At 67.5% G+C, this 16,173-nt stretch carries 17 protein-coding genes; 11 read left to right on the top strand and 6 right to left on the bottom strand.

Annotated features, from left to right (window positions below):
• The first annotated feature begins 14 nt into the window (after positions 1 to 14).
• The 5 genes from ACOOF5_RS02520 (at position 15) to ACOOF5_RS02500 (ending at position 5,703) form a co-directional block, all read left to right on the top strand.
• A complete protein-coding gene (locus ACOOF5_RS02520; protein WP_420436273.1) occupies positions 15 to 1,124 on the top strand; it encodes a branched-chain amino acid ABC transporter permease in 1,110 nt (369 codons plus the stop codon).
• Entirely contained in the window at positions 1,121 to 2,998 is a 1,878-nt protein-coding gene (locus tag ACOOF5_RS02515; protein ID WP_420436271.1) for a branched-chain amino acid ABC transporter permease, read from the top strand. Before ACOOF5_RS02520 ends, ACOOF5_RS02515 begins: the two co-directional genes overlap by 4 nt.
• Positions 2,995 to 3,798, top strand: coding sequence for an ABC transporter ATP-binding protein (locus ACOOF5_RS02510; protein WP_420436269.1), 804 nt, complete (start codon positions 2,995 to 2,997; stop codon positions 3,796 to 3,798). Before ACOOF5_RS02515 ends, ACOOF5_RS02510 begins: the two co-directional genes overlap by 4 nt.
• On the top strand, positions 3,795 to 4,607 hold the full coding sequence (locus tag ACOOF5_RS02505) for an ABC transporter ATP-binding protein (protein ID WP_420436267.1): 813 nt from the start codon (positions 3,795 to 3,797) through the stop codon (positions 4,605 to 4,607). The genes ACOOF5_RS02510 and ACOOF5_RS02505 overlap by 4 nt, the downstream gene beginning before the upstream one ends.
• 211 nt (positions 4,608 to 4,818) lie before the next feature.
• Entirely contained in the window at positions 4,819 to 5,703 is an 885-nt protein-coding gene (locus ACOOF5_RS02500; RefSeq protein ID WP_420436265.1) for a DUF1932 domain-containing protein, read from the top strand.
• 20 nt (positions 5,704 to 5,723) lie between these two features.
• Here ACOOF5_RS02500 and ACOOF5_RS02495 read toward each other — a convergent pair whose 3' ends face one another.
• Complete coding sequence (locus ACOOF5_RS02495; RefSeq protein ID WP_420436263.1) at positions 5,724 to 6,620, bottom strand: LLM class flavin-dependent oxidoreductase; 897 nt, start codon at positions 6,618 to 6,620, stop codon at positions 5,724 to 5,726.
• Positions 6,621 to 6,750: 130 nt separating this feature from the next.
• On the opposite strand from ACOOF5_RS02495, the gene ACOOF5_RS02490 reads away from it, so the two are divergent.
• Both ACOOF5_RS02490 and ACOOF5_RS02485 read left to right on the top strand, forming a co-directional pair.
• Positions 6,751 to 7,545, top strand: a complete 795-nt coding sequence (locus ACOOF5_RS02490; RefSeq protein ID WP_420436261.1) for an SDR family NAD(P)-dependent oxidoreductase — start codon at positions 6,751 to 6,753, stop codon at positions 7,543 to 7,545.
• 76 nt (positions 7,546 to 7,621) lie between these two features.
• Positions 7,622 to 8,272: a GGDEF domain-containing protein gene (locus tag ACOOF5_RS02485; RefSeq protein WP_420436259.1), complete on the top strand. Its 651-nt coding sequence runs from the start codon at positions 7,622 to 7,624 to the stop codon at positions 8,270 to 8,272.
• A 19-nt stretch (positions 8,273 to 8,291) separates the two neighbouring features.
• On the opposite strand, the gene ACOOF5_RS02480 is transcribed toward ACOOF5_RS02485, so the two are convergent.
• The 3 genes from ACOOF5_RS02480 to ACOOF5_RS02470 are packed head-to-tail and all read right to left on the bottom strand — an operon-like array spanning position 8,292 to position 11,285.
• A complete protein-coding gene (locus ACOOF5_RS02480; RefSeq protein ID WP_420436257.1) occupies positions 8,292 to 8,783 on the bottom strand; it encodes a hypothetical protein in 492 nt (163 codons plus the stop codon).
• A gap of 49 nt (positions 8,784 to 8,832) precedes the next feature.
• Positions 8,833 to 9,624 carry a hypothetical protein gene (locus ACOOF5_RS02475; protein ID WP_420436255.1) on the bottom strand — a complete coding sequence of 264 codons (792 nt, stop codon included), beginning with the start codon at positions 9,622 to 9,624 and terminating at the stop codon, positions 8,833 to 8,835.
• Between the two features lie 47 nt (positions 9,625 to 9,671).
• A complete protein-coding gene (locus ACOOF5_RS02470) occupies positions 9,672 to 11,285 on the bottom strand; it encodes an acyl-CoA dehydrogenase family protein (RefSeq protein WP_420436253.1) in 1,614 nt (537 codons plus the stop codon).
• Between the two features lie 127 nt (positions 11,286 to 11,412).
• Here ACOOF5_RS02470 and ACOOF5_RS02465 point away from each other — a divergent pair, with 127 nt between their 5' ends.
• Positions 11,413 to 11,934 (top strand): MaoC family dehydratase, encoded by a 522-nt coding sequence (locus ACOOF5_RS02465; protein ID WP_420436251.1) that lies wholly within the window; start codon positions 11,413 to 11,415, stop codon positions 11,932 to 11,934.
• A 35-nt stretch (positions 11,935 to 11,969) separates the two neighbouring features.
• A complete protein-coding gene (locus tag ACOOF5_RS02460) occupies positions 11,970 to 12,848 on the top strand; it encodes an A/G-specific adenine glycosylase (RefSeq protein WP_420436249.1) in 879 nt (292 codons plus the stop codon).
• 1 nt (position 12,849) lies between these two features.
• On the opposite strand, the gene ACOOF5_RS02455 is transcribed toward ACOOF5_RS02460, so the two are convergent.
• Together ACOOF5_RS02455 and ACOOF5_RS02450 are read right to left on the bottom strand one after the other, a co-directional pair.
• Entirely contained in the window at positions 12,850 to 13,368 is a 519-nt protein-coding gene (locus ACOOF5_RS02455) for a UGSC family (seleno)protein (RefSeq protein WP_420436247.1), read from the bottom strand.
• 133 nt (positions 13,369 to 13,501) lie between these two features.
• On the bottom strand, positions 13,502 to 15,022 hold the full coding sequence (locus ACOOF5_RS02450) for a thioredoxin family protein (protein ID WP_420436245.1): 1,521 nt from the start codon (positions 15,020 to 15,022) through the stop codon (positions 13,502 to 13,504).
• A 96-nt stretch (positions 15,023 to 15,118) separates the two neighbouring features.
• Between ACOOF5_RS02450 and ACOOF5_RS02445 the strand changes: the two genes are divergently transcribed.
• Together ACOOF5_RS02445 and ACOOF5_RS02440 are read left to right on the top strand one after the other, a co-directional pair.
• A complete protein-coding gene (locus ACOOF5_RS02445) occupies positions 15,119 to 15,613 on the top strand; it encodes a flavin reductase family protein (RefSeq protein WP_420436243.1) in 495 nt (164 codons plus the stop codon).
• Between the two features lie 133 nt (positions 15,614 to 15,746).
• Complete coding sequence (locus ACOOF5_RS02440) at positions 15,747 to 16,121, top strand: MauE/DoxX family redox-associated membrane protein (protein WP_420436241.1); 375 nt, start codon at positions 15,747 to 15,749, stop codon at positions 16,119 to 16,121.
• The last annotated feature ends 52 nt before the right edge of the window (positions 16,122 to 16,173 follow it).

Below are 16,173 nucleotides of genomic sequence, written 5' to 3'. Positions count from 1 at the left end.
AAAAGCTCTAGGCGGTGCGCGCCCGACTGCTGCGGCCCCGCACCCGGGTCGACTGGTTGCTCACCGTCATCCGGGCGGCGGTGCTGATTGTCCTCGCTGTCGGCTTTGCGGCCTTTATTGCCCAGGAGATCAACCCCGACAATCCGTTCGCCCGGTGGGCGAATCCCGATGCGACCGGCCTGACCGGCGCCCAGTTCCGGGGGCTGGTCGTATCGGGAATTGCCCAGGGCTCGATGTACGGGCTGATCGCGCTGGGCTACTCGATGGTGTACGGCGTTCTGGGGTTTATCAACTTCGCCCATGGCGAGGTGTTCATGGTGGGCGCCATGACCGGCATGATCACCTCGAACAAGCTGGCCGATGCCGGGCTGTGGGAGTCGAACTTCATCGGCTCACTGGTGTTCATCGTGGTCGTGTCGATCATCGTGTCGTCGCTGACGGCGGTGATCATGGAACGGGTCGCGTACCGCCCGCTGCGCGGCTCGCCGCGGCTGATCCCGCTGATCACTTCGATCGGCGTGTCGTTCTTCCTGCAGAACGCTTCCGTGGTGCTGCTGGGGCCCGCCAGCAAGTCCTACCCCGACGTGCCGGACTGGGTGAAGGCCAAGCACACGTTCCTGCAGATTGAGGGGGCGAAGATCCTGGTGGTGGTCGTGGCTGCGCTGTCGATGGCAGCGCTGTGGTACTACGTCGACCGCACCAAGACCGGCAAGGCGATGCGTGCCGTCGCCGAAGATGCCGAGATAGCGGCGCTCATGGGAATCGACGTGAACCGCACCATCGTGAAGGTGTTTGCGGTGGGCGGTGCCATGGCGGGGATGGCTGGGATCCTGTGGGGGATTCTGTTCCGCAGCGTCATCCACACGACGGGTTTCCTGCCGGGCATCAAAGCGTTCAGTGCTGCGGTGGTGGGCGGCATCGGGCATCTGGGCGGTGCGATGGCGGGCGGGCTGTCGATCGGCGTGGCCGAGTCGGTCGGGCCGCTGCTGATCCTCGAGCCGCTGGGCGTGAGCGGTGTGTCGCAGCTGCGTGACGCAGTTGCGTTCTCGATGCTCATCATCGTGCTGCTGGTGAAGCCGGCCGGCCTGTTCGGCGAGCGGTTGCCTGCGGAGGATCGGACATGAGTCTCGCAGTGCCGCCCGAAACTGGGTCGCAGCCGACGCCCGCGGCGAGCACAGCCAGCAATGACTCGCCGCCGCGCCCGCCGTTCGCGCAGGACTGGGGCCGCATCGCCCGCATGGGTGCGGTGGGCGCCGTCGGGCAGATCTTCATCTCGCTGTCCAACATGCCCGTCAAGCTCGACGGCCGGGCGATCATCGAGGGCATCCTCAGTTTGGGGTACCTGTCGCTTGTGGTCCTGCCGTTCGCTGTGGGAAGCCGCGTCGGGTATCAGGTCCGCCGCGAGGGTGTGCCGTTCCACCGACCCGGCACCTATGAGGTGGTCGGCGGGGCAGCGTGCGGCGCGGTGGTCGGCGGGGGGCTGTCGCTGCTGGCGATCCTGATTGCCAACTTCGATCTGCGCGAGCCGCTGGTCAACTGGAGCCCGATCCTGGCGGACCTGTTGGCGTTCAACCGCGGCACCGTGTTCGCGGTGGTGATCTGGCTCGCTGTGGGCGCGGTGATCGGTGCCTTGGGCGGGCTGCTGCGTGTGATACCGCCGCTCGCCAAGCGGATTCTGTGGACGGTGGTGCTCACGCTGTTCGGCGCTGCGGTGCTGGAATCGCTGACCACCGACCTGGCCGAGGGGATGGGTCTCGAAGGGCCGGTCGAGTGGTTCTACGCCCCCCGCGGCGGGCTGACCGTCACCGGCGTGATCGCTTTGGCGATCGGGTCAACCGTGCTCGCCGTGGTCGGACGCGGTCGCGTCAAGGGGGCAAAGGCCCGTATCGACTCGCTCGAAGGCCCGGCCCGCACCCGAGCGCATCTCGGGCTGATCCTGGCTACCGGAGCGGTGTTGGTGATCCTGCCGATGTTCGCGGGCAAGCTCACCAACGAGCTGCTAGCCAACGTGGGCCTGTTCGTATTGCTGGCGTTGGGTCTCAACGTGGTGGTCGGGCTCGCCGGCATATTGGACCTGGGTTACGTGGCGTTCTTCGCCGTCGGCAGCTACAGCGCTGCAGTCCTCACCGCTGCTGCCTCACCGCGTATCAACCCCGAGCTGCCATGGTTCGTTGCCCTCATCGGCGTCGTGATTCTGACCGGGCTGGTCGGGCTGTTCATCGGCGCGCCGGTCATCCGGATGCGCGGCGACTATCTCGCCATAGTCACGCTCGGCTTCGGCGAGATCATCCGGCTGCTGTTCCTGTCGGACTGGCTGTCGGGCTGGTTCGGCGGCTCGCAGGGAATCACCAACATTCCCGGTGCGGAGATCTTCGGCCTCGCTGAGGTGTCGGGCACCGATCCGCGCAGCGTCTTCTATCTGGTGCTGGCGTTCTGCGCGATTGCGATCTATGTCTCGTGGCGGCTGGAGCGATCGCGCATCGGGCGGGCCTGGATGGCGGTGCGCGAGGACGAGACGGTGGCCGAGGCGATGGGCATCAATACGGTCAACGTCAAGCTGCTGGCGTTCGTAGTGGGGGCGGTGCTCGGCTCGTTCAGCGGGGCGATCTTCGCGGCGAAGGTGGGCTCGGTGTTCCCCTCCAGCTTCCTGATCTTGGTGTCGATAGTGATCCTGGTGGTGGTCATCTTCGGCGGGATGGGCAGCATCGTCGGCGTCATCGCCGGTTCGGCAGTGCTGATCGGCGTGCTGGGAGGGCCCAAACAGCCAGGCCTGCTGGCAGAGTTCTCCGAGTTCAAGCTGCTGATCTACGGGGCGCTGCTGGTGTGGATGATGCTGGCCCGGCCCGAGGGGCTCATCCCGAGTGTGCGCCGCACTCGCGAGCTGCATCAGGAGGAGATGGCCCAAGACGCCTGGCTGCGAGGCCAGACCGGCGACGATGAGAAAGCAGACGACGACAAGGGTGCCACGGCCGGCCGGACGGTTGCGGGGGAGTCATGAGCCACGACGCCCCGCCAGAGCAGCCGCTTCTGGAAACGAGAGGCCTCAGCGTCGACTTCGGCGGCCTCACAGCGCTCGACGGGCTGGATCTCGCCGTGTATCCCGGCGAGATCGTCTCGGTGATCGGGCCGAACGGTGCCGGCAAGACCACGCTGTTCAATGCCATCACGGCCACGGTGTCGGCCTCGGAGGGCGACATCCGCTTCGAGGGCGAGTCGCTCATCGGCCTCGACCCCAACCGGGTGACCGCACGCGGCATCGCCCGCACATTCCAGAACGTCCGGCTGTTCGCCAACATGACCGTGCTCGAAAACGTCATGGTCTCCCAGCACTGTCGGACGCGCCAAAGCGTCGTGGGGGCGCTGCTGTGGACGAAGGCCTTTCGTCGCGAGGAGGAGGAGATCGCCGAGCGAGGCAAGCAGGTGCTGTCGTTCTTCGGGAGCCGGCTCACGGGCTACCGCTTCGACCAGCCCGCGTTCACGCTGTCGTACGCCAACCGGCGACGCCTCGAGATTGCCCGGGCTATGGCCACCCAGCCCAAGCTGATCCTGCTGGACGAGCCCGTGGCGGGCATGAACCCCACCGAGTCGGCCGAGCTGACCGGCCTGATCGGGCGGCTGCGCGACGAGTGGGGATTTGCCATCGTGGTCATCGAGCACGACATGGAGGTGGTCCGCGAGGTCTCGGACCGGGTGATCGTGCTCGACCATGGGGTCAAGATCGCGGAGGGCGACTACGCCGACGTGTCGGCCGACCCCCAGGTCGTCGAGGCGTACCTGGGCCACGGGGCGTCGGCATGAACGACGAGCAGAGCCCCGAGGCCAAGCCGGGCGCAAGCTTCGTCCCCAGCCCCGACGCACATCCCGGCGTGCGCATCCCGCTGCTGGAAATGCGCAGGGTGAACGCGCACTACGGGGCGGTGCATGCGCTGCGCGACGTGGACTTGTTGATCTACGAGGGCGAGCTGGTGTGCCTGCTGGGCGGCAACGCGAGCGGCAAGTCGACCACGCTCAAGACACTGCTCGGCATGCTCAAGCCCACCTCGGGCGAGGTGGTGCTCGACGGCGAGGTCGTGAACGACCGCCCGACCAGCTACCGGGTGGAGCGCGGCATCACGATGGTCCCCGAGAACCGGCGCCTGTTCAAGCGCCTGACGGTGCGCGAGAACCTGCAGCTCGGCGCCTACCTCCGCAAGGACAGCGACGCCATCGCAGCCGACTTGGAGCGCGTGTACGAGCTGTTCCCCCGCGTCAAAGAGCGTCTCGGCCAGAAGGCGGGCACGCTGTCGGGCGGCGAGCAGCAGATGGTGGCCATCGGCCGGGCGCTCATGTCCCAGCCCCGCGTGCTGCTGATGGATGAGCCGTCGATGGGGTTGGCGCCAGCGCTGGTGCAGCAGAATTTCGAGCTGATCTCACAGATTCACGAGGCCGGCATGACGGTGTTCATGGTGGAGCAGAACGCCAACATGGCGCTGGGCATCGCGGATCGGGGCTGGGTGCTGCAGACCGGCCGGGTCGTGCTCGACGACACTGCCGAAGCCCTGCTGGCCAATCCGGCCCTGCGCACGTCCTATCTGGGCGGCGGCAAGGACGGCACCGACTCGTCGTAGGCGCCAAGAAAACCGTAGGGAACTGACACCGCACGGTTCCTAGAGTGCCGGAGGGTCTGGTCCGCTGGCTCTGCCAACGACGACACAGCGGACCGGCCCTCCTGAACGAGGCGACCCAAAATGGGCGATATTCGTTCTGCCGCAATCATACGCCCGCAGGCGCGGTCGGCGTGCTCGCAATTTCGGCAGCGAGGCTGCTAGGACTGGCAGCGTGAGCGAGGCGGCGGGCGGGATACAGGGCACTGCCGTGACGGGGGTGCTGCACCCCGGCGACATGGGCTCGACCGTGGCGGCCGCGTGTTCCGGTACCGTGCTGTGGGCTGGCGAAGGCCGCTCGGTCAAAACCCGGCGGCGGGCGGAAGATGCTGAGCTCACCGATGCCGGCGACCTCACGTCATTGGGCGCCGCAGCGGACATGGTGATCTCGGTCTGCCCGCCGCATGGGGCCGAGGCGCTAGCCCGCTCGGTGGCTGGTGCAGGCTTTGAGGGCTGCTACGTCGATGCCAACGCCGTCTCGCCGGCAACTGCCCGCCGCATTGCCGAACGCTTCGACGACTTCGTCGACGGCAGCCTGATCGGGCCGCCGGCACGTGAGCCTGGAACGACCCGGCTCTACCTGTCCGGTCCGTCGGCCAACCGGGTCGCCGCACGATTCGAAGGCTCCGCGCTGGACGCCCGAGTGCTGGCCGGAGGCGAACCAGGTGCTGCCTCGGCGCTGAAGATGGCTTACGCGTCGTGGACCAAGGGGACGAGTGCCCTCTTGATGGCGGTGGCGGCCCTGGCGGCGGCCGAGGGCGTGTCCGACGAGCTGACCGCCGAGTGGGCTTTGTCGCAGAGCAGCCTGTCGCAGCGGTTGGCGTACACCTCCATCGCCGTTGCCCCCAAGGCGTGGCGCTGGGTCGGCGAAATGGACGAGATAGCAGACACGTTCGCTGCGGCGGGTCTGCCAGACGGCTTCCACCGTGCCGCGAGCGAGGTGTATGAGCGCCTGGAGGCTTTCAAGAACGCCCGGAGTGCCTCCGTCTCCGAGATGCTCGAGGCACTGTTGAGTCCCGCAGCAGCGGTCGAAAACGCGTCGCCCGATAACGCTGGCTGACGCCGAGCGCTTCTGCAGGGTTAGTTCTGCAGCGGGAGGACGGCGTCGGCGACGCCTTCGAGCTCGGCGAACCAGTCCTCGGGTTCGCCGACCAGAATTGGCACAAACTTGGACGCGCCCACCTCGATGAATCGCTGGAGCTGGTCGCGCAAACCGTCCCAGCCGGTCGGGATGATCTCGCTCGGATCGATGCCGGGCGCACGACGTTCGAGGATTGCCTTGTAGCCGGCGGTCATCTCGCCGTGGGTGTAGGGGACGAGAACGCCGAAGTGCTCCGGATCGATCCAGCGCTCGTGCTCGTCGGCGGCTTCGTTCACGATCTTCCAGCCGGCCGCTGCGATGTCGGGCGTGCAGAACGACGGCAGCCAGCCGTCGCCGAAACGGCCGCATCGGCGCAGCTCCACTTCGGCGGCCCCGCCCAGCCAGATGTCCATGGGCTTTTGGGCCGGCTTCGGCAGCAGCGACACCTCGTCGTAGTCGTACCAGTCGCCGTGATGGGTGACCGGCTCGTCCTCCCAGAAGCGCTTCAGCAGCGGCAGAGCCTCGTTGAACATCTTCGCCCGCTGGCGCCGCTCGACGCCGAACGCGGCCTGCTCATGCACATCGGCGACGCCCAGCCCGAAGGCAGGCAGCAGCCTGCCGTCGGAGAGGCGGTCGAGGCTGGCGAGTTCCTTGGCCAGCACCGCGAGGTTGCGGCCGGGCAGCACCAGCACGGACATGCCGAACTTCATGCGCTTGGTGCGACCCGCGGCGTAGGCCAAGCCCACGATCGGGTCGGGGCATTCGCCGCCGAGCCGCTCGCTCAGCCACAACGAGTCGAAGCCGTTGTCCTCGAGCGCGTCCACGAACGGGTCGAAGGTGGCGTGGTCGTTGGTGAAGCTGCGCGTGCCCAGCCCGAAGCCGATCCGGATCTTCATGGCCCACACGCTAGGTCACTTGGCCGCTGCGTGGACGGGCCGGCATTGGGTGCGCACTTCCCATTCGCACATCTCAGAGCCGTACGCTCAGGCGCTGGAGTCCCACCCCAGTGCCAGAAGAGGAACGCCGATGAACGAAACCGCAGCGAACGGGCAGATCGACTTGGTGGCACCGTTCCGGCTCGAGGGGCAGGTGTGCCTGGTGACAGGTGCATCGAGCGGATTCGGCGTTCGGTTCGCCGAGGTATTCGCCGCGGCGGGGGCTCAAGTGGTCGTTGCCGCACGGCGGGCGGATCGGCTCGAATCACTGGCGTCGCGACTGCCCGACGCGCTGGCGATCGCTTGCGATGTCGGCGACGACGATGCCTGCCGCGACCTTGTCGCCCGAACCATCGACCACTACGGCAAGGTTGACGTGCTGGTCAACAACGCCGGCGTGAGCGACGCCATCAACCCCGGCGAGCAGGCCGACGTGGAGAGCTTCCGGCACGTGGTCGACATCAACCTGAACGCGTGCTTCTTGCTGGCGGGCCTCGTGGCCGCCGACATCATCGCCAGAGAAGCCGCAGGCAGCATCATCAACGTGGCGTCGGTGCACGGGCACGTGGCCTCGGCGCCGAATCTGCAGCCCGCTTATGCGGCTTCGAAGGCCGGCCTGGTGAACCTGACCCGTGACCTGGCCGTGCAGTGGGCGACCCGGGGCGTGCGGGTGAACGCCCTGTGTCCCGGCTACTTCGAGACCGAGCTGACCGCGCCGATGTTCGACGACGATCGCTCGATGGCGTGGATCAGCCGAAACGCCCCGATGCGGCGGCCCGGGCACACCCACGAGCTGGACGGGGCGCTGCTGTTCCTGGCCAGCGAGGCCAGCAGTTACGTGACCGGCAGCTCGCTGATGGTGGACGGGGGCTGGACAGCACGCTGAGGTGCGCGGTACAACGGTCTGTTCTGTCGGATGAATCGCCCTATGAGCGGGCGTGGAAGAACCCAGGGGATAGACGATGTACGTGATCGTCGCTGCACTCGTCGCTGCTGGAATCATGTGCTTCGCGCTCGGTGCGCTGTGGGGCGCCAAGAGTGGGCGCACCACCAAGATCGACCCGCTGACCGGAGCCGTCAGCCGCAAGAACGCATTGCGGCATCTCGACGGGCTGCTGCGCCGCCCCCGGCGGGGCGACTACGTCGTCGGCGTCGCGTTTTGCGATGTCGACGGGCTCAAGGACGTCAACGACCATCACGGTCATGCCGTCGGCGATCAGGTGCTGCAGCATGTAGCGGCGCGCCTGCGCAATGCGCTGCGACCGTCCGATGTCGTCACACGTCTCGGCGGTGACGAATTCCTCGTGATCTGCGATGGAGTGCGCACGCGCGCGGACATGGACCGCATCGCGCTCAGGCTGCGCGAAGCCGTGTCGCCGGCGATCCTGCTTGACGGCGCTCAGGTCGGTGCGGATCAGCACGGCTTGGTAGCGGTGTATGCGAGCGTCAGCATCGGGACTGCAGCCTCTGATGCCACCACGCGCGATGCCGAGCATCTCATCGCCCGCGCTGACCGAGCGATGTACCACAGCAAACGCATCCGCGAGGAACTGCCGATCAGCGGCGGACCGCCGTCGCCCGTTCGGCTGCGCGCCCGCCTCGGCTCCCGCTGAGGTCGCCGAGCCGGCAGGGTTATCCCAGGGCGGGAGTGCCTTCGAAGTTGCCCGGGTCTTCGGCGGTGGGCAGCACCGGCCGTGCCCGCCAGTCCATGGCGTCTTCGACGCCGTCGATGACGTCGGACCATTCGGCTGCATTCCAGCCCTGGGCTGAGCCGAGCACGCTGGCGTCCTGGGCGAGGTGTACGAGGGCCGGCAGCTGCTCGAGGCCGAGCGAGCGCACGAACTCGCGCTCGGGGTCGAGCAGCACGAAGTGTTCGTCGGCGAAGCGGCCGAGGAAGCTGCGAGCGCCTTCCGCATCGCTGCACACCACGAAGGCGCAGCGCACGTCGGCCTCCTCGTAGACCACGAACAGCCGTGACGCCGTGGGCAGTATCCAGCCGCTCTGGTGGGTGTAAGGGTCGATGACGACGCCCATGAGGTTGAACACCACCAGCCATTCGCCCAGCGTGTGGGTGTGGCCAGAGAGGGTCTCGAGCTTGATGTCGGTAGACGGCGCGTCAAGCACGGCAGGCAAACTAGCGCTCCCGGTCGGCTCGGCCACGGTCCACCGGGTTTCAGATTGCAGGGCGAAGCAATTCGGCGGCGAGGGGACAGTCGGCGCGCTGCCAGCCGGCGGCGGGCTCGATGCCGTTTGGGCCGACGACGTGGCTGAACAGGCCGAGCGGCACCACCTCCTCGTCGCATTCCCACGGCTCATTTGCGACGGTGCTCGCTGCGGCCTCGAAGAACTGCCGGGGCAGTGCGCGACCCTGCCCGGCAATGCACCAGACGTCGACCCCCGACACATATCCGACAGCGGCGGCAGCGTGGGAGCCGCCCGCAGCGATCACCGCTTCGGGCCCAGCGACGGCGGCCTCCACCAAGATGACGTCTGCGTTCGAGCACGCGGCCGCTAGGCCGGCGAGCGGCACGTCGGTCACGTCGCAGCCGTTGCCGGCGAGCCGTCGCGCCAGGCCGGCACCCTCGCCGTAGGCGTCGATGACGCGCACGCGCACGTCCGATCGTCGCCCCAGCCCTTCGGCGGCAAGGTCGGGCCAGCCCAGCAGGCAGACCGTCGCATCGGCAGGCAGAGCATCGGCAGCGTGATCTGCGGTGGCGTCGGCACGCAGCTCGGAGGAGAACTCGCGTGCCGCCCGATAGGGCTGCGCAGACGTGCACACCCGGGCCGCCATCGACCACAGCGCCCCGGCGACCGGGTACTTGTCGAGAATCCGACGGCACACCGTGACCAGCTCCAGCGGATCAGACGCCAGCGCGCCCAGCGCCGAGGCCGTCTCGCGCACAAGCACGTCCTGGGACAGGTCGCCCGCACGCGCCACATAGCGCAGGTGCTCGATCGGGTGCACGCGCCGAACCTATCCCGTGTTCGCGAACTGATCCGCAGCGCAGCCTCTCAGGCGCTTTGGGTCTGCAGCCGCCGCGCGATCACCTTGAGGCACAGCGTCTCATCTGCGCCCTCGAAGATCGACAGCACCCGGGCGTCGACGAACAGCCGACTGACCGTGTATTCCTCGGCGAACCCGAATCCGCCGTGGATCTGCTGGGCCTCGCGGGTCACCCACTCGGCGGCCTTGCAGACGTACGCCTTGATCATCGATGCCTCGAGCGCCCCGCTGCCTCGCGCCATCATGCGAGCTACCTCGTAGCTGTACTGGCGGGCCGCGGCGATGATCGCGGCCATGCGGCCCAGCTTCGCCTGCGTGAGCTGGTACTCGGCGATCGGCCGGCCGAACACCTTGCGCTCGTCCGCGTAAGAGCGGGCCTCGTCATAGGCCGCCTGCATGACGCCCACAGCCCGCGCCGCGGTCTGCAACCGGCCGTTCTCGAACCCGGCCATCTGCAGGTAGAAGCCCTGCCCGATGCCGTCGTCGCCGCCGATGAGGTTCTCTGCGGGCACGAACCAGTCGTCGAAGGCGATCTCGAAGCTGTGCATGCCCCGGTAGCCCAGGGTGGCGATGGCCCGCCCCTCGATGGTGCCGCCCCGCTCGTCGGTGAATTGGAAGTCGTGACCCTCCGCCTGGGGCTTGGGCACGATGAACAGGCTGAGTCCCCGGTGCGCCTTGCGCCGGTCGGGGTCGGTGCGGGCCAGCAGCATCAGCACATCGGCCCGGCCGGCGAACGTGCACCACGTCTTGGTGCCCGAGATCAGCCAGCCGCCCTCGGTAGGGGTCGCCGACACGACCAGGTTGGCCACGTCGCTGCCGTAATCGGGCTCGGTGACGGCGACCGCAACCATGGTCTCGCCGGTGGCGATCTGGGGGAACCAGTGCTTCTTTTGCGCCTCGGTGCCGCCACGCTCCAGCGCCCGGGTGAGGATCTCGGGCCGGGTGATGAGCGAGCCACCCGCACCCAGCGATGCCCGTGACAGTTCCTCGGTGGCGATGACCATGCCCAGGTAATCGCTCTCAGAGCCTGAGGCAAAGCCGCCGTACTCCTCGGGCACCGACAGGCCGAAACAGCCCAGCTCGGCGAGACCCGCAATGAGGTCTTCGGGGATGTCAGTGTCGCCGCGGTGGATGTGCTCGGCGGCGGGGGCGATCTTGTCCTCGCCGAAGCGGCGGAACGTCTCGGCGACGAGTTCGAAATCTTCGTCGAGGTGGCTGGGCGGTGCGAGCTCGGCGAGCGTCGCGACGTAGGCAGGGTCGCGGTAGGCAGCCATGAATTCGCGGGCGCCGTCGAGTGCGCCCGCTTCAAGGCCCCACTGGGCTTCGCGGGCGAACAGCCGGGCGTAGAAGTCGCCGAGCGCGTCGGCGATGAAGCCGCACGCGAGGCGGGCCTCGGCGTCGCCCAGCGCGCCCCAGTCGAGCAACGATTCGCAGATGCGCAGTGCCGAAGCGGTGTGCGCCAGGTCGTAGAGGAAGCACTGGTGGTCGTCGCCCTTGCCGACTGCGTGCGCGCAGGCTCGGCTCACGGCGTCGGTGCCCGCCGCCAGCGCGTCAGCCGCCGCCTGCATATCCGGCTCGGCAGGTGCCGCAGTCGTCCCAGCGATTGTCCCCGTCGTCGTCACAGCCGCACAGGCTAAAGCCGACTCCCGCAAGCGACCCCGTCAGCCCGGTAGCTGCGAGCCGTGCGCCGTACGATGACTCGACCCACCCACCAGCACCACTGCTCCAAACCACTGCACGGAGGTTGCCGTGACCGTCCATGACCGCCCGTTCGGGCGCTACTTCGAGGATTTCGAGATCGGCGACGTGTACCGGCACTGGCCGGGCAAGACGATCACCGAGGCCGACGATCACCTCTTTTGCATGATCACCATGAACCACCACCCGCTGCACACCAACGAGTGGTTCGCCCAGCATGAGACCGTGCACGGAAAAAACGTGGTGGTCGGCAACCTGGTGTATTCGCTGGTGCTGGGCATGAGCGTGCCCGACGTCAGCGGCGCCGCGATTGCCAACCTCGAGGTCGAGACACTGACGCACTCGCGCCCGACATTCCACGGCGACACCATCTATGCCGTCACCAAGGTGCTCGACAAGCGGGAGTCGAGTTCACGGCCCGACCGGGGTGTGGTGACGGTCGAGACTCGGGCGTTCAATCAACGATCCGAAGAGGTCTGCTACTTCCGGCGCAAGGTGATGATCTGGAAGCGGGATGCATCGCCTGAGCGACGCTTCCCCTACAGCGACGAGGCAGCAGTCGGGCAGGGCTGAGCCGCCGCTCCACGCCGAGCTGGGATGAGCGTGGCGTGATCCGCGCTGAACGAGATGAGCGTGGCGAGCGCTACACGGGACTGGTCCAGTGGTGGGCGACCGAGCGACGGGACTTGCCGTGGCGGTTCACCCGCGATCCGTGGCTCGTACTGGTCTCGGAGGTCATGCTGCAGCAGACCCAGGTTGATCGCGTGCGGCCCTACTTCGAGTTGTTTGCTGAGCGCTGGCCCACGCCTGGGCACCTCGCGCAAGCGGAGCTGTCGGACGTTCTGGCTGCCTGGCAGGGTTTGGGCTATCCCCGGCGCGCTCGCAACCTGTGGCACGCGGCGAAGGTCATCTCCTCCGATCATGGCGGTGAGCTGCCCGTCGATCTGGACAGCCTGCTGAGGCTGCCTGGCGTAGGTCCCTACACCGCTCGGGCCGTGCAGGCGTTCGCCTTCGGCATCGACGCCGGTGTGGTTGATACCAACGTGGGCCGCATCTTGGCCCGTTGGACGGGCCGCCGGCTCGGCGGGGCGGAAGCCCAACAGCTCGCCGACAACCTGGTGCCGGCGGGCGAGAGCTGGGTATGGAACCAGGCGATGATGGATCTCGGCGCACGGATCTGCACCAAGCGAGAACCCAGATGTCGCGGGTGCCCTGTCGAGCAGTGGTGCGCTTGGGCGCGGTCGGACGCACCTGATCCGGCTGATCGCAGCGCTGGGGTCAGTGCGCGGCAAGCGCCATTCGAAGGCAGTGACCGCCAAGCGAGGGGCCGCCTGCTGGCTGCGCTCTCTGGCGGTGCTATCGAGCGATCCCAAGCTGGCGAGGCGATGAGGCTCGGACGCGATGAGGCCCGGGCTTACCGGCTCATCGATGGATTGATTGCGGAAGGCTTGGTCACCGCAGACGGCGACCAGCTCCGGCTTGGCTAGTTCAAGCAGCTACGAGCTGTTCAATCAGCTCGTCGAAGGCTTTGTCGGCGATGGAGACCATCTCATCGTCGGTGCGGTCTTGGATGGGATGCTCCACCCACACAGCGGCGGGGTCGAAACCGAGCGCCTTGCCCTGCACCTCGGCCCCGTCAACGAATTGGACGGTGGCCACGAAGACAGACGGGATGCCGCGGCGTTCCAGATCAGCGATGTCGTGCACACTGCACGACGTGCAGCTGCCTCAATCGGCTAGCGCTTCGATCACCACGTCACACTTGGTGGCAATCTCGTGGCGCAGGTCGACAGGCGCCGGCTTGGTGAACGTGGGCTTTGAGAAGCGCTCGACCCGCAGTCCACGCTCAGTCAGCCGCTCCTCCAGCCGATTCAGGAAGCGGTCGCCGCGGGGCTTGCTGATATCCAGCAGCCCGACGGTGAGGCCGTCCAGCTTGTCGGGTCGGGCCACACGCTCGCGATGCGAAGGCGCTGCTTCGTTCGTGGGGTCCAAGACAACAGTGCTCATGTGGTTCCCCCTGGGTTGGATCCGGTGGGCACGTTCCGACCGACTGTAGCCGCCCCAGGCCCGAGCGGCCTGTGAGCGCAGTGAACAAGAGCGGGAATCCCAAGCCGGAGCGCTTCGGAGGTGGGCGGCCGTGCTAGCGCCAGGGATCGATCTCGACGCAAACCGGCTGAGCGCCTACTTCGCCGTTCACCCAGCCGCCGATGACCGCCGAGAACAGGCCCGCGCCACCGCCGCAGTGCACCAAGTGCAAGCCGCCGTCACGGAATTTTGGTAAGTCGGCCTCAGCTAGGAACTCGGGAACGCCCTCGGCGATACCGCCAGCACCCCGCACCAGTTCGGCGCCCGGTCGGGTGGTCAGTTCGTTGATGCGCTCGGCCGTTTGCTGGCGTGACCAGCCGCTCTCGACGAAGACGCGGGAGTGATCGGGGGCCACCGCCAGGATCGCATCGAAGCCCAGCACGAGCTTCGGGTGATGGATCGCATTTAGCGCGGCGGCCATGGTGCGGGCCAGCGACTCGGGATCCCGAGAGAGCTGGTCGACCACCGAGCGGGGCGCCTCGCCAGGGAAGGCCGTCACCGTATTGGTGCCGGCTTCGAAGCCAAAGTCAGTGCACAGCGGATCCCAGTCAGTGGCGGCACCTCCATCGCCATTCGCCGTCGCAGCTTCGTCCACGCCTTCGATCTCGGCGAAGCAGAAACCCACCTTGCCCGGCTGGCCCAGGGCAGCCCGGTCCACCTCGCCGGGGCGTCCGCCGCCGACGTTGCGCACGATCAACTGCACGGCCCGCCCGATCGTGCTGTTGGCGCGGTTGCCCTGGCCGAACACGTTCATCCCGCTGTTCATGCCGATCTGGCGGGCGATCGGGCCGTTGACGATGAACACCGGTCCGACCGGCATGGTGGTGGCCAGCATCCCGTGCATGTTGAACGTGTCGTTGCAGACGGCGGTTAGCGCTGCGAGCACAACGGGGAAATACTCGGGCCGGCAGCCCGCCATCACGGCGTTGACGGCTGCTTTTTCGACGGTGCAGTCGGCGAGATCCGGTGCGACGCAGGCCACCACCTCGTCGGTGCCGCGTGATGTTCCGGCGAGCATCGCCGCTACCCGCTCGGCCGTCGGGGGCACCAGCGGCAGGCCGTCGGACCAGCCCCGATCGAACATCGCCTCGTGGATGTCTTCTTGGCTGCCGAACTCGACGCGGCAAGCACTCAGCCCTGAACTCCCGAAACGAGCTTCCAAGGCGTCGGCGTGGGCTGGATCGACCGACAGCGAGCCGCAGCCGGGGCGATGTTCGGGCAAGTCGTTGCCAAGTGCGGTCAGCCCGGTGAAGGCTTCCCATTCGGGCCGTGACCAACCCAAGACGCGGCCGGCCTCATCGCCGTCGGCAAAACGCATGAGCGTCGGGACTGTCTCGATGTCGTGATGCCAGGAGAATCCGAGGTCGGCGTCGTGCACCTTGGCGGCGACCGCCTCGGGGAAGGCGGGATCGTCCTGTGTGAACACGGTGAGCGAGCTGCGGGCCTCGATGTCTGCAAGCACCGGTTCGACGAGCTCGCACGTCGGGCAGTCCCGCTTCACCACGGCCACCAAGCCGTCGTGCGGGGCGCTTGCCGCCTCGCCGTTTGAGGTGTCGCCGCCAGCGCTCGAAGTCATGGCCGGAGGCTACATACGGCCATCGCAGCCCGACCGAGGTCGGCAAGCGCCTCGAGGCGGGGAAACTGCCCCAGCGCCGTGTCTAGGGTTGCAGCCGTGACTGACGCAAGCGACCAGCCGACCATCGACAGCAGGCTCTTCCGGGATGTCTTGGGACACTTCCCGACGGGTGTCACTGCGGTGACTGCCGTGAACGAAGGCCGGCCGGTGGGCATGGCCATCGGTTCGTTCACGTCGGTGTCGCTGGACCCGCCGCTCGTGGCTTTCCTGCCCACAAAGGACTCTTCGTCGTGGGAGGAGATTCGGGCTGCTGGCAGCTTCTGCGTGAACATCATGGCCCAGGACCAGATGGCCACCTGCGGCGTCATGGCCAGCCGGGCCGACGACAAGTTCGCCGATGTCGAGTGGCACCCTGGTCCGACTGGTGCACCGATCATCGACGGCTCGATCGCCTACATCGACTGCAATGTTGAGGCCGTGTATGACGGCGGTGACCATGACATCGTGATCGGCCGGGTGGTCGAGCTCGAAGTACTCGATGCCAAGGACCCCCTGCTGTTCTGGAAGGGCGGCTACGGCACGTTTGCCTGAGAGGCCGCGGATCGGTGCACCTTGGTGAGGTGGTGGCAGTCGCTTCACGCTCTTGTTGGCTGTCGCTCACGGGCCGCTCGGGCTCGGGCTTCAGGTTCTGAGGGCGGGCCGATGTGCCGGACACGGTGATCGAGTGATCGGCACTGCCGCTCGCATTGCGCTGGGAATGCTGTTCCTGCTCTCGGGTGCGCTGAAGCTGCGCGATCCGTCGTGGCCGGGTGCGGCGAGAGCAATGGGTGCGCCCCGCTGGTCAGTGTCGCTAGTCGCCCCGATCGAGATTGTGCTGGGAGCCTGCGCAGCCGCGGGCGTTGCCGAACCGTGGCCCGCATGGCTGGCGCTTGCGCTGCTCGCGGCGTTCAGCGCAGTGCTGACCCGATTCCTGCGGAATCCAGTCGCCGAGCGTCCGGTGTGCGCCTGCTTCGGCCGCTGGTCTGCGAAGCCGGTGGGCGCCGGCTCGCTGCTGCGCAACGGCGGGCTGGCGGTGCTCGCTGTTACGGCCCTGCTCTGAGCGGGTCACGCCGACGGTCTTGCCTGCGCGTGGCGTACGCCGCCCGTGTTGC

The sequence above is a fragment of the Candidatus Poriferisodalis sp. genome, assembly GCF_965214215.1.
Classification (GTDB): domain Bacteria; phylum Actinomycetota; class Acidimicrobiia; order Acidimicrobiales; family Poriferisodalaceae; genus Poriferisodalis.
Note: the sequence above shows the minus strand (reverse complement) of the source record. Positions and strands in the feature narration are given on the sequence as shown.